A 12,684-nucleotide genomic window follows, 5' to 3' on the forward strand; every position below is an offset into this window, starting at 1 on the left:
GGGGGGGAATGTGCCAGAAACAACCGGCGGCGGGCGCGCGGGAGTTGTGGGCGGCCGGGGACCTCAGGCGCCCTGCAACCAACCATCCGCGAGCTGGATGACGCGGTGGCCGTAGGCGGCGTTCGCCTCCGAGTGCGTCACCTGGATGATGGTGGTGCCGTCCCGGTTGAGGCCCTGGAAGACCTCCATGATTTGCTTCGCCTGCTGTGAATGGAGGTTACCCGTGGGCTCGTCCGCCAGCAGCACCTTGGGGTTGGCGATGAGCGCCCGGGCGATGCCCACGAGCTGCTGCTGCCCACCGGAGAGCTGCGAGGGGAAGAGGTCCTTCTTCCCCACGAGCTGGAAGCGGTCCAGCATGTCGCCCACCAGGGCCTCGCGTTCGCCGCGCTTGAGGTCGCGGTAGGACAGCGGCACCTCCAGGTTCTCCGCCACCGTCAGGTTGTCCAGCAGGTGGTACTGCTGGAACACGAAGCCGATGGTGCCCCGGGAAAGCTCCCCGCGCGCCTTGGGCTTCATGGCATGTACGGCCTGGCCCTCCAGCAGGTACTCGCCCGTCCAGTCCACGTCCAGCATGCCCAGGATGGACAGCAGCGTGGACTTGCCCGCGCCCGAAGGCCCCATCAGCGTGACGAACTCGCCCGGCTGGATGTCCAGGTCGATGCGGCGCAGCACCCAGGCCCGGCCGCCAGCCAGGGGGTAGGACTTCTCGACGTTCCTCAGGGAGATGAGCGGAGATGGCATGTCCGTCTCAGCGGCGCTGTTCGTCCTGGACGATGCGGCCGTCGAAGAGGCTCACCGTGCGGGTGGCCACGCGCGCGTGCGCCGGGTCGTGCGTCACCATGCAGATGGTGGCGCCGCCCTTGTGGAGCTCCGTCAAGAGCTGCATCACCGCCTCGCCGTTCTTCGAGTCCAGGTTGCCCGTGGGCTCGTCCGCCAGGAGGATGAGCGGGTCGCCCGCCACCGCGCGCGCCACCGCCACGCGCTGCTGCTGACCACCGGAGAGCTGCCCCGGCATGTGACGGGCCCGGTGTGCCATGCCCACCTTCTCCAGCGCGCGCTCCACCCGCTGCTTTCGCTCGGCGGCGGGCATGCCCCGGTACGTCAGCGGCAGCTCCACGTTCTCGAACACCGTCAGGTCACCGATGAGGTTGAAGCTCTGGAAGATGAAGCCGATGTGCCGGTTGCGCACCAGCGCCCGGTCCGTCGCGGACAGGTCCAACACGCTGCGCCCGTCCAGCAGGTAGGCCCCGCGCGTCGCCGTGTCCAGCAGCCCCAGCACCGCCAGCAAGGTGGACTTTCCCGAGCCCGACGGGCCGACAATCGCCACCCACTCTCCCTTGCGCACGTTGAGGTGGATGTTGGAGAGCGCGTGCGTCTCCACGTCCTCGGTCTCGAAGACCTTGGTCAGTCCGTCCAGGTGGATGAGCGCCTTGCCGGGCTCCGCGCCCGCGTCCTCCTGCGCCACCGCGCCTTCCGGGGAAGCAGCCGTCTTCGTATCGTTCGTCATCATCGCAGCCTCACCCGCTCCACCGCGTTCCACGCGGTCATGTCTGAAGTCTCCATCGGGCTACTCCGCTCGCAGGGCGATGGCCGGGTCCACGCGCGTGGCCCGGCGCGCCGGAAGCCAGGCGGCCAGCACGGCCACCGTGCCCAGCAGCAACGCCACGCCCGCGAACGTCCACCCGTCGTACGCCGCCACCCCATACAGCATTGCGTCCAGCAGCCGCGCCAATCCCAGCGACAGCCCCAGGCCCAGCACCACGCCCAGCGAGGTGAGCCGCAGGCCCTGCCCCAGCACCAGCGTCAGCACGCGGGTCCGCGAGGCCCCCAACGCCATGCGGATGCCCATCTCCCGCGTGCGCTGCGCCACCGAGTAGCCGATGACGCCGGAGATTCCGAGCGCCGCCAGCAGCAACGCCGTGCCCGCGAACAGACCCATCAGCAGCGCCGACACCTGGCGGGAGCTGATGGACTCATCCACCAACCGCGTCAGCGGCGCCACCGCGTACAACGCCAGGTTGCCATCCACGGCGCGCAGCTCCGCTTCGATGGCGGTGCGCAGCGCCTCCGGGCTGCCGCCGGACTTCGCCCGGACCGCGAGCGCCAGGAAGGGCGTGGGCACCTTCGCCGCCGGGTAGTACGCGGCGGGCCGCGCGGGCGTATCCAGGCCCCATTCGCGCACGTCGTCCACGATGCCCACCACGGTGGTCCACTGCACCGCGTCCCAGTGCAGCTTCAACCGCTGGCCCAGAGCATCCCCCTGGGGCCAGTAGAGGTCCGCGAAGGTCTTGTTGATGACCACCTGCCAGGGCGCGTCCGGCCCCTCCATCCCGTCTCCCTCCAGGAGGTGTCCCTGGCGCGGGGTGACGCGCAGCGTGCGCAGGTAACCAGGGCTGACGGCGCGGAACTCCACCGCGGGCCAGACTTCATCCGGCGCCCGCGGCCGTCCCTCGATGTCGAAGCTGCTGTCCGAGCGCCCTCCCAGCGGCAGCAGGTTGGTGACCCCCACGGCCTCCACGCCCGGGAGCGCCTGGAGCCGGCCCAACAGCTCCCGCTGGAAGGCCACCTTGTGTGCCGCGTCCGGGTAGCGCGCGGAGGGCAGCACGAGCTTGCCCGTGAGCACGCCCTCGGGCGTGAAGCCCGCGTCCACCGCGCGCAGGGCCAGGAAGCTCTTGGTGAAGAGCCCCGCGCCCACCAGGAGCACCAGCGCCACCGCGACCTGCCCCACCACCAGCCCCGCGCGCATCCGGCCCGAACCATGGCCCTCCGTGCCCCGGCTGCCCTCGCGCATGGCGACGCTCAAGTCCTCCCGGCTGCCATGCAGCGCCGGACCGAGCCCGAAGAGCACGCCCGTGAGGAGGCTCACGCCCATGGTGAACACCAGCGGCCGCGCGTCCAGCCGCACCTGGCTCGCGCGAGGCAGCGCCTCTCCCACCAGTGCCACCAACGCGTCCGTGCCCCACAACGCCAGCAGCATCCCCAGCACCCCGCCCGCCAGGGACAGCACCAGGCTCTCGGTGAGGAACTGCGCCACCAGCCGGCTCCGGCTCGCCCCCAGCGCGGCACGGATGGACACCTCGCGTCCGCGCGCCGCCATCCGAGCCAACAGCAGGTTGGCCACGCTGCTGCACGCCGCCAGCAGCACGAAGCCCACCGCGCCCAGCAGCAGCCACAGCGTGCCGCGCACGTTGCCCACGACCTTTTCGTCCAGCGACGTCACCGAGAAGGACCAACCCACCTTCCGGTACCGCGAGGGGACGGCCTCCTCCATCTCCAGCGCCACGCGCGCCAGGTCCGTGCGCGCCGCGGCCTGCGTCACGCCGGGCTTCAACCGCCCCACCACCGACAGGAACCGGGCGCCGCGCTGGTCCTCCTGCCGCTGTGTCTCGGTGGGCACGAAGGGCACGTACATCTCCGCCCAGGCGGGGTAGGCCACCCCCGCGGGCAACACGCCCACCACCGTGTACGGCTCGCCGTCGAGCTGCATCGTCTGGCCCAGCACCTGCGCGTCCCGGGCGAAGTGCACGCGCCACGCCGTGTCGGTGAGCACCACCACCCGCTCACGCCCCTGGACGGCCTCCGCCTCCGTGAAGGCGCGGCCGAGCACCGGCGACACGCCCAGCGTGGCGAAGAAGGACGGTGTGGCCGCCACCGCGGCGAGCTGCTGGGGGGTGTCCCTGCCCGTGAGCGTCAGGTTGCCGCCCCGGTAGGCCGCCACCGATTCGAAGGCGCGCGACAGCGTCGCCAGGTCGAAGTACTCCGGCACGGACAGGGAGATGTCCTGGAGCTCGGCCTGCGCGATGTTCCCCTGGAGGTGCACCACCCGCTCGGGCTCCGAGAAGGGCGGCGGCGTGAGGAGCACCCCGTTCACCACGCTGAAGACGGCGCTGTTGGCGCCAATCCCCAGCGCCAGCGCGAGCACCGCCACCAGCGCGAAGCCGGGGCTCTGGCGCAGCGAACGCAGCGTGTACCGCACGTCACGACGAAGTGCGTCCATCATCGCAGCCGCACCCGCTCCACGGCGTCCCACGCGGCCATGTCCGACAACACCACCTGGTCACCTTCTTGAAGGCCCTGCAGCACCTCCACCGCGTTCACCGAGCCCCGGCCCAGCTGCACCGGCACGCGGACGGCTTCATCACTGCCCGGCATCAAGCGGAAGAGGGCCATGGTGGCATTGGGCTGCGCGCCAGCCGGGCGCCCCACGGACAGCACGTCGCCCAGCCGCTCCAGCTCCACCGTGCCCTCCACCGTCAAATCCGGCCGCGCGCCGCGGGGCAGCTCCGCGGGCAGCGACACCTCCACGCGCACCGTGCCCTGGCTCGCCGCGGGCGCCACCCGCGCCACCTGGCCTTCCACCACGCCGTTGCGGGTGTCCACCAACGCCTTCAGCCCAGGCTGGATGTCGCGCGCCTGCGTCTCCGCGATGCGCAGCTCCGCCTTCAGCCGCTCCGGCTTCACCACCTTGGCCAGCAGCACGCCCGGCGTCACCCACTGCCCCAGCTCCAGCGGCAGGTCCTGGAGCACGCCATCCTCGCCCGCGAGCACCTTCATCGACTCCACCTGCGCGCGGCGGAAGCGGGCCACCGCCTTCAGGCGTTCCACCTGTCCCTGCTGCGCGGTGAGCTGCTCCTTCATGCTGGACGCCACCACCTGGAGCTTCTTGCGCTCCAGCTCCAGGCGACGGCTCAGCTCCGCGGCCTTCTCGCGCGTCTGCTGCATCTCCAGGTCGCCGATATGTGCCTTCTGGTGAAGGGCCTCGTTCGCGTCGGCGCGGCGTCCCGCCTCGGAGGACTCGTTGATGAGCGCCGCCACGGTGGCCTCCTGGGCCAGCCGCTGCGTCTCCAGCTCCATGCGCACCTGGATGAGGTCGGCCTCCACGCTGGCCAGCTGACGCTCGGCCTCCAGGGCCTGGAGCTGCACGTCCGGGTTCGACAGCTCCAACAGGAGCGTGTCCGCCGTCACCGTGGCCCCAGGCCGCACGTGGATGCGCTCCACCCGGCCCGCCGTGTCCGCGGTGAGCCAGCGGATGTACTCCGGCACCAGCGTGCCCGCGCCCTTCACCTGGCGCACCATGGGTCCGCGCTTCACCGTGTCCAACCACACCGAGGCCCGCTCCACCGTGGGCGCAGCCGGGCGCAGCCGTGACAGGCCCACCGTCACCAGCAGGAGCGCGCAGGCTCCACCGATGGCGAGCACCCAGGGCTTGCGACGCGGCTTCTTGGCTTTGGGAATGTCCACGCCCCTGCCCAGAGCGAGGCTCGTGCCAAAGCCATCTCCCACGTCAACCCCCTGGAATTGCTCGGGATGAAGGACTGCCTCGCGAAGGCCGTGCCCACTTGCGGAAAGTGCCGTCCCAGAAGCGGACAGCGGCCGGAAGGGGGTGGAGGCCCCTGGGGGCGCCGGCGCTAAGGTGCGCGCCCATGTCGGCCTCCCTTCTCGAAGTGTTCCTGGACCATGCACACCGCGCACCCGAGCGGCCCCTGCTGTCGTTCGAGCAGGAGCGCTTCACCTACGGGCAGTTCGCCACGCACGTCACGGCCTTCGCCCGGGGCCTCAAGCAGCGCGGGCTCCAGCCGGGGGAGCGGGTGGCGCTCTTCCTGGAGAACAGCGCCCGCTTCACCATCGCCTACCTGGGTGTGCAGGCCGCGGGCGGCGTGGTGGTGCTGGTCAACACCGCCTACCGGCAGGTGGAGCTGGCCCACATCCTGTCCGACGCGGAGGTCTGCGGCTGCGTCACCGGCGCGGCGGGCGCCGCGGAGCTGGTGCCGCTGCGGGCCCAGCTGCCCTCGCTCCAGTGGCTCCTCACCGTGGAGCGCCCCACCACCGCGCTGCCCGAGTCGCTCACGGAGGTCCCCTTCGACACGCTGCTCGCGGAGGGCACCTCCGCCGCCGCGCCGCTGGTGATGCCGCGTCCGGAGGACCTGGCGGTGCTGGGCTACACCTCTGGCACCACGGGCCGCTCCAAGGGCGCCATGCTGATGCACCGCAACCTGCTGGCCAACGTGCGAGCCGTCACCGAGGCGTGGCGCTGGACGGAGCAGGACCGGCTGCTGCTCACCCTGCCGCTGTTCCACACCCATGGCCTGATGGTGGGCCTGCACGGCACGCTGTTCACCGGCGCCAGCGTGGACCTGCGCCGCCGCTTCAACGCCGCCGAGTCCCTGGCCGCGCTGCGCGATGACGCCTCGCTCACGATGTTCTTCGGCGTGCCCACCATGTACAGCCGCCTGCTGGAGGAGGCCCGCGCGTCACGCGTGAAGCCGCGCGCGCTGCGCCTGTGGGTGTCCGGCTCGGCGCCACTCAGTCCCCAGCTCTTCGCGGACATCGAGGCGGAGCTGGGCGCCCGCATCCTGGAGCGCTACGGGATGACGGAGACCCTCATGAACACCACCAACCCCTACGAGGGCGAGCGCCGCCCCGGCACGGTGGGCGTCCCCTACCCCGGCCAGGAGGCCCGCGTGGTGGACGTGCGCACGCGCCAGCCGCTGCCGCGCGGTGAGACGGGGGAAATCGAGGTCCGGGGCCCCCACGTCTTCGCCGGGTACTGGCGCCGCCAGGACGCCACCGCAGAGTCGTTCGACGCGGACGGGTGGTTCCGCACGGGTGACCTGGGGGATGTGGACGCGGACGGCTACCTGCGCATCACCGGGCGGGCGCGCGAGCTCATCATCAGCGGCGGCTTCAACGTGTACCCGCGCGAGGTGGAGGAGGTGCTCGCCATGCACCCGGGCGTCGCGGAGGTCGCGGTGCTGGGCCTGCCTGACGCGGACCTGGGCGAGCAGGTGGTGGCCGTGGTGGTGCCTCACCCGGGGGCGACCCCGCCGGAGTCCCAGTCCCTGGTGGACTGGTGCAAGGACCGGCTCGCCAGCTTCAAGAAGCCGCGCCAGGTCGTCTTCACGGATGCGCTGCCGCGCAATGCGTTGGGCAAGGTGCAGAAGCACCTCCTCCGGGCAGCCCTGGTGACACCCGGCACGCGCGAGTCACGGTGAGCCGCGCGTCCACAGCACGGTTCCGAACAGACGCCGCGCAATTGCGTGGCGTGGGCACCTTGCTGGCCTAGGGTTCGCGCCCTGGACGGAAGGAGCATCGTGTGACGGACACCTCTGAGCGGCCGGACGAACCCGACGCGCGGGTTCCCAGCGGCGTGCCAGGGCTGGACGCGCTCCTGCGCGGCGGCTTTCTTCGCGGGGGCACATACATCATCACGGGGGCGCCGGGGACGGGGAAGACCATCCTCGGCAACCAGTTCTGCTTCGCCACCGTGGCCCAGGGTGGCCGTGCCATCTACCTCACGGTGCTGGGGGAATCCCACGCGCGGATGATGATGCACTTGCGGAGCATGCGCTTCTTCCACGCGGAAGAGGTCGGCCGCGCGCTGAGCTACGAAAGCGGCTCCGCCGCCCTCAAGGCGGAAGGGCTGGCGGGCCTCAGCAAGCTCATCTTCCGCGCGGTGCGCGAGCACGGCGCCACGGTGCTGGTGGTGGACGGCCTGGTGGCCATGGAGGAGCGCTCCGAGGACCCGCTGAGCTTCCGGGAGTTCCTCCACGGCCTCTGCGTCCACAACGCGCTCGCGGGCTGCACCACGCTGCTGCTCACCGGGCAGCGCGGCGACCCGTCCGACCCACGCTACGCCATGGTGGACGGCGTCGTCGCCCTGGCCCAGGAGCGCGTGGGCGTGAAGTCGGTGCGCATGGCCGAGGTGACGAAGTTCCGCGGTGGCCCCCAGGTCCCCGGCCGTCACGGCTTCGAGATTTCCGACAACGGCCTGTCCATCCATCCCCGCATCGAAGCCCTCCACACGCGGCTGCCCACGCGCACGCCCTCGACGGACGCGCGGCTCACCTTCGGCATCCCCGCGCTGGACGAGATGCTCTTCGGCGGCCTGGTGCGGGATTCGTCCACGCTGGTGGCGGGCCCGCCCGGCAGCGGCAAGACGCAGCTGGGGCTGCACTTCCTGGCGGAGGGCGCACGCCGGCAAGAGCCCGGGCTGTACCTCGGCTTCGTGGAGACGCCGGCCCGGCTGGTCAACAAGGCGGAGCGGCTGGGGCTGGGGCTGGGCGGACCTGTGGACGCGGGCCGGGTCCACCTGGTGACCCGCGTGGCGGCGGAGACGCAGCCGGACGCGCTGGCCGAAGAGCTGTTCGGGTGGGTGAAACAACACGGCATCCAGCGGCTGGTGCTGGACGGACTGGAGTCCTTCTGTCAGGAACTCACGGACTCCGAGCGCACGCCCCGCTTCCTCGCCGCCCTCATGCACGAACTGCTCAACCTGGGCGTCACCCCGCTGGTCCTCCAGCAGACGCGCGCGCTCGCCGCACCGGAGGCGGACGCGCGGCTGGACGTGGAGGCGCTCGTCGACAACGTCCTGGTGCTGCGGATGGTGGCGCTGCGCTCGCGGCACTACCGCGTGCTCTCCGTGCTGAAGGCGCGGGAGAGCGAGCATGACACGGCCCAGCGCCTGTTCTCCATGACGCCTCGGGGCATCGAAGTCGCGGCGGACAGTGAGGGCGCGGAGGCCCTCTTCAACGGGCAGGCCCCGTCCCACGCGGCGCCCCCGCGGAAGCCGAAACGCAAGACAGGGAGCAAACCGGTCCGGCGCGGCAAGCCGTCCCGGCGTGGGGGGCGTGGCGTATGAAGCGGCTTCTCATCGTGGACGACGAGCTGGCCATCGTCGAGGCACTCCAGGACATCCTGTCCGTGGAGGGCTACGACATCGACACCGCCTTCAACGGCGCCGAAGGCCTGCACCGCATGGCGGACGCGAAGCCGGACCTGGTGCTGCTGGACTTGATGATGCCCGTCATGGACGGCCGGGAGATGCTGCGCCGCATGCGCGAGGACGCCGGCCTGCGAGGCATCCCCGTGGTGGTGATGAGCGCCGGCCGCATCTCCGACGAGGAGCGCCGCTCCAGCGCGCGCTTCCTCGCCAAGCCCTTCGAGCTGGACGTGCTGCTCGACACCATCGCCGAGCTGCTCGTCGAGCCCCAGCCCAACGCCTAGGCCGGCGTCCCGCGGAAGAGGGTGTCGCGGTAGTACTGCAGCTCAGAGATGCTGGCGCGCACGTCCGCCAAGGCGGTGTGCCCGCTGGGCGCCTTGCGCGGCTCCACCAGGTTCGGGTACCAGGCGCGCGTCAACACCTTGAGGCTCGTCACGTCCACCATGCGGTAGTGCAGATAGCGCTCCAGCAGCGGCATGTAGCGAATCAGGAAGCGCCGGTCGGTGTGGATGGAGTTGCCGGCGAGGATGCCCTCGCCCAGGGCGCAGTGCTCGGTGACGAGCGCCATCACGTCCCGCTCCGCCACGCGCAGCGAGGTGTTGGAGGCACGCACCTTCTCCAGGAGCCCGTTGCGGGTGTGCATCTCCCGGACGACGGGCTCCATGCGAAGGAGCGACTCCTCCGGCTGCCAGATGACGCGCTCAATCTCCGCGAGGGGCCGCAAATCCGGACCGGTGATGATGACACCCACCTCGATGATGGAACACGTCTCCGGGTCCAACCCGGTCATCTCCAGGTCCAGCCACACGAAGCGCTGCTCACTCGAAATCATGCGTCGGACCCTACCAGCCCGCGCGTATGCCCGGGGCGTTCATTGCTCCATGTCCGTGTGGACATCCACATCCGAAGCCAGCGTCCGGTGCACAGGGCAGCGGTCCGCGATGGCCACCAGCGCCGCGCGCTGCGCGTCCGTCAGCGGGCCCTCCAGCCTCACCGTGCGTTGCAGCCGGTCCATCTTCCCGTCCTTCGTCTCGCACTCCTCGCACGCCTTCGCGTGCACCTTCTCGTGGCTCAGCCGCACGTGGACATGCTCCAGCGGCCAGCCCTTGCGCGCCGCGTAGAGCCGCAGCGTCATCGCGGTGCACGCCCCCAGCGCGGCCGTCAGCAGTCCGTAGGGCGTGGGGCCGGTGTCCTCGCCGCCCACCGACAGCGGCTCATCCGAGCGCAGCCGGTGCGCCCCCACGCGGATGTCCTGGGCGAAGCGGCCCTCACCCGCCTCGTGGACCTCCACCACGCCCGGGGGCAGGGGCGCCTCACGCTCCCGCACCGGTGTCACCTGCCGCGCGGCCCACACCCCCAGCACGTCGGCGGCATGGCCCGCGTCCGCGTCGTGGGACAGGAAGTGGTCCGCGCCCTCCAGCAGCATCAGGCTGGCCGGACGGCGGGCCATGGCCATCCACCGCCGGGCGTGCTCGAGCGGCACGTACCGGTCCGCCGGCGAATGCAGCACCAGCAGCTCGCCCGGAAAGGCGTTCAGCGCCCGCCGCAGGTGCGCCGCGTCGATGCCCTGGAGGAAGCGGCGCGTGAGGCGCAGACGGCCCGGCCCGAAGTCGAGCTCGCCCTCACCCGCCTCCCGCGCGGTGGAAGACAGCCGTTCGAGCAAGGGTCCACCGCCCACCGGCGCATTCACCAGCGCCAGCGCGGCCACCTCCGAAAGCCGGGGCAGCGCCGCGGCCGCCGCCGTGCCGCCCAGGCTGTGCCCCACCAGCAGGCGCACCGGCGGGTAGCGCTCCCGCAGCCACGCCGCCGCGGCCTCCACCGCCTCCACCGAGGGCACCGTGTCCGGCCGCGTCCCGGCAGCCGCGGGCGCGGTGAAGTCCAGCGACAGCACCGCGAAGCCGCGGGCCACCAGCGCGTGGGCCAGCCGGGAAGGTGCCGGTGATGGCCCCAGGCACGCGAAGCACCCCACCCGCACCGCGCTGGCCACGGGCCTGCCGGGGGGCAGGTCCAGCCGCGCCGTCACCACCGAGCCCTCCGCGCCTCGCAGCGCCACGTCCCGCGCACCCATGCGTCACAGCTCCACTTCGCACTCAGCCGTCCACAGGCCATCCGCGCCCTGGGACACACGCGTGTCCACCAGCGACACGCCCCGCACGTCTCGCGCGAAGGGGTGGCGCTCCCGGTCCAACGGCTCACCGAAGGCGTGACCGAAGAGGCGCGTGCCGTCCATGCGCACCGCGAAGCACCGGAAACACAGGCGGCGCGCCGCCATCTTTTGGACGATGGCGCGCAGCCAGTCCGCCAGCAGCCGCTCCGGCGCCGTCGCCTCGCACACCAGCTCCACCTCCTCGCGCACCTCCACCGAGGCGGGGTCCACCACCAGCGCGCACAACGCCACCGCGGCCTGCTCGAAGGCCTCTTCCAGCGAGCGCCCCCGTCCCCGCACCACGCGCTCCGAGCCGCGGGTGAGGTGCTCCCACCGAGGCATCGCCTCGCGCGCCGCCGACGCCTGCCCCGTCTCCATGACGCCTCCTTCGTTGGTATGTCCCGACGCCAGACTCACGCGCGCGCCTCCGCGCCGACGCCGCCAAGGAAGCGGAGGAACCACGCGGCGGCCTGCCGGGCCACCTGCTCCAGCGCGCCGGGCTCCTCGAAGAGGTGCGTGGCCCCCGGGATGATTTGGATGCCCTTCAGGCCCTCCAGCCGCGCGAGCGACGCCTCGTTCAGCTCCAGCACGCCCACGTCCTGCCCGCCGACGAGCAGCAGCGTGGGCGCCTGCACGCGGGGCAACACCGGTCCGGCCAGGTCGGGCCGCCCGCCACGCGACACCACGGCGTGGATGAGGTCCGGATGCAGGGCCGCCGCGACGAGCGCCGCCGCGGCGCCGGTGCTGGAGCCGAAGTAGCCCATGCGCAGCACGGCCAGCGCCGGCTGCCGCTGCGCCCATTCCGTCACCGCCGCCAACCGCCGGGCGAGGAACGGGATGTCGAAGCGCAGCTCCCCGGTGCGCGCGTCCCCCACCTCCTCCGCTTCGCTCAGCAGGTCGAACAGCAGCGTGGCCAGCCCCTGCGCGCGCAGCGCACGCGCCACCGCGCGGTTGCGGGGACTGAAGCGGCTGCTGCCGCTGCCATGGGCGAAGATGACCAGGCCTCGCGCGCCGTCCGGGATGCCCAGGCTGCCCCCCAGCAACACGTCGCCCACCTGGACCTGCACCTCCCGGACGTCCGGGTCCGTATTTCCTCCCTGCCACATGTCGTCCGTGCCTCCTTGTCTGTCTCGCGTCACATCCAGAAGCCGCCCAGGTCCGTGGACTCGAGGACCTCGCGCGGCTGCACGGGCTCCCGGGCGCGCACGAGCAGCTGCCGCAGCTCCACGTCCGGCAACGGCCGGAAGTCGTCGTAGGCCTCCGACACGTCGCGCATCGCGGGCAGCACCTCCACGCAGTGCACCGCGTCCGCTTCCGGGCGCACCCGGGCCAGCCCATGCGGGGTCCCCACGGGGACGCCCAGCACCAACCGGGCCGGGTGTTGCCGCCGCAGCACCTGGAGCGCGGCCATGGCCGTGGCGCCCGACACCAGCCCGTCATCCACCAGCAGCACCGTGCTGCCGCTCATCGAGGGCTCCGAAGTACCCCGCAGCCGCTGGACCTGATTGTCCACTTCCGAAGCCTCCGCCCGCGCCAGGCTCCGGGCCTCCACCTCCGGCAGACCCAGGCCCCGCAGCGCGTCCTGGTCCAGGTAGATGCCGCCCCCTTCCGACACCGCGCCCAGCACCGTCATCCGGCCCGGCACGTCAATGCGGCGGGAGACCCAGACGTCCAGTGGCGCCTCCATCGCGTGGGCCACCTCGTACGCCACGCGGAGCCCGCCTCGCGCCAGGCCCAGCACACGCACCTCGCCGCCCCGGTAGGGCAACAGCCGCGCCGCCAGCCGGCGGCCCGCATCTGCTCGGTCCCGAAAGCGCAT

Annotated in this window: 12 protein-coding genes; 3 read left to right on the forward strand and 9 right to left on the reverse strand. The window is 72.0% G+C overall.

Translation table 11 applies throughout. From position 1 onward, the window contains the following. Positions 1-63 precede the first annotated feature (63 nt). From OZ403_RS37675 to OZ403_RS37690, 4 genes are read right to left on the reverse strand one after another with little or no spacing between them, the layout of a single operon-like run. Positions 64-741 (reverse strand): ABC transporter ATP-binding protein, encoded by a 678-nt coding sequence (locus OZ403_RS37675; RefSeq protein WP_268783020.1) that lies wholly within the window; start codon positions 739-741, stop codon positions 64-66. 7 nt (positions 742-748) lie between these two features. Continuing rightward, positions 749-1,510: an ABC transporter ATP-binding protein gene (locus OZ403_RS37680; RefSeq protein ID WP_020478064.1), complete on the reverse strand. Its 762-nt coding sequence runs from the start codon at positions 1,508-1,510 to the stop codon at positions 749-751. A gap of 57 nt (positions 1,511-1,567) precedes the next feature. Then, complete coding sequence (locus OZ403_RS37685) at positions 1,568-3,997, reverse strand: ABC transporter permease (RefSeq protein ID WP_268784929.1); 2,430 nt, start codon at positions 3,995-3,997, stop codon at positions 1,568-1,570. Then, positions 3,997-5,241, reverse strand: a complete 1,245-nt coding sequence (locus OZ403_RS37690; protein WP_140857845.1) for an HlyD family secretion protein — start codon at positions 5,239-5,241, stop codon at positions 3,997-3,999. The genes OZ403_RS37685 and OZ403_RS37690 overlap by 1 nt, the downstream gene beginning before the upstream one ends. Positions 5,242-5,423: 182 nt before the next feature. On the opposite strand from OZ403_RS37690, the gene OZ403_RS37695 reads away from it, so the two are divergent. The 3 genes from OZ403_RS37695 (at position 5,424) to OZ403_RS37705 (ending at position 9,003) form a co-directional block, all read left to right on the forward strand. Continuing rightward, positions 5,424-6,992: an AMP-binding protein gene (locus OZ403_RS37695; protein ID WP_268783021.1), complete on the forward strand. Its 1,569-nt coding sequence runs from the start codon at positions 5,424-5,426 to the stop codon at positions 6,990-6,992. A 101-nt stretch (positions 6,993-7,093) separates the two neighbouring features. Further along, positions 7,094-8,638, forward strand: coding sequence for an ATPase domain-containing protein (locus OZ403_RS37700; protein ID WP_268783022.1), 1,545 nt, complete (start codon positions 7,094-7,096; stop codon positions 8,636-8,638). Then, on the forward strand, positions 8,635-9,003 hold the full coding sequence (locus OZ403_RS37705; RefSeq protein WP_140796003.1) for a response regulator: 369 nt from the start codon (positions 8,635-8,637) through the stop codon (positions 9,001-9,003). The genes OZ403_RS37700 and OZ403_RS37705 overlap by 4 nt, the downstream gene beginning before the upstream one ends. Here the strand turns inward: OZ403_RS37705 and orn are convergent. The 5 genes from orn to OZ403_RS37730 are packed head-to-tail and all read right to left on the reverse strand — an operon-like array spanning position 9,000 to position 12,684. Beyond that, positions 9,000-9,551, reverse strand: coding sequence for an oligoribonuclease (orn, locus tag OZ403_RS37710; RefSeq protein ID WP_140796004.1), 552 nt, complete (start codon positions 9,549-9,551; stop codon positions 9,000-9,002). The genes OZ403_RS37705 and orn overlap by 4 nt on opposite strands. A gap of 39 nt (positions 9,552-9,590) precedes the next feature. Further along, positions 9,591-10,787, reverse strand: coding sequence for a bifunctional alpha/beta hydrolase/OsmC family protein (locus tag OZ403_RS37715; RefSeq protein WP_140796005.1), 1,197 nt, complete (start codon positions 10,785-10,787; stop codon positions 9,591-9,593). A 3-nt stretch (positions 10,788-10,790) separates the two neighbouring features. Then, entirely contained in the window at positions 10,791-11,243 is a 453-nt protein-coding gene (locus OZ403_RS37720; RefSeq protein WP_237077825.1) for an archease, read from the reverse strand. Positions 11,244-11,278: 35 nt separating this feature from the next. Further along, positions 11,279-11,971 (reverse strand): dienelactone hydrolase family protein, encoded by a 693-nt coding sequence (locus tag OZ403_RS37725; protein WP_140796007.1) that lies wholly within the window; start codon positions 11,969-11,971, stop codon positions 11,279-11,281. Positions 11,972-12,000: 29 nt separating this feature from the next. Continuing rightward, positions 12,001-12,684 carry a phosphoribosyltransferase gene (locus tag OZ403_RS37730; RefSeq protein ID WP_140796008.1) on the reverse strand — a complete coding sequence of 228 codons (684 nt, stop codon included), beginning with the start codon at positions 12,682-12,684 and terminating at the stop codon, positions 12,001-12,003.

The organism is Myxococcus sp. NMCA1, from assembly GCF_026810205.1.
Classification (GTDB): Bacteria; Myxococcota; Myxococcia; order Myxococcales; family Myxococcaceae; genus Myxococcus; species Myxococcus xanthus_A.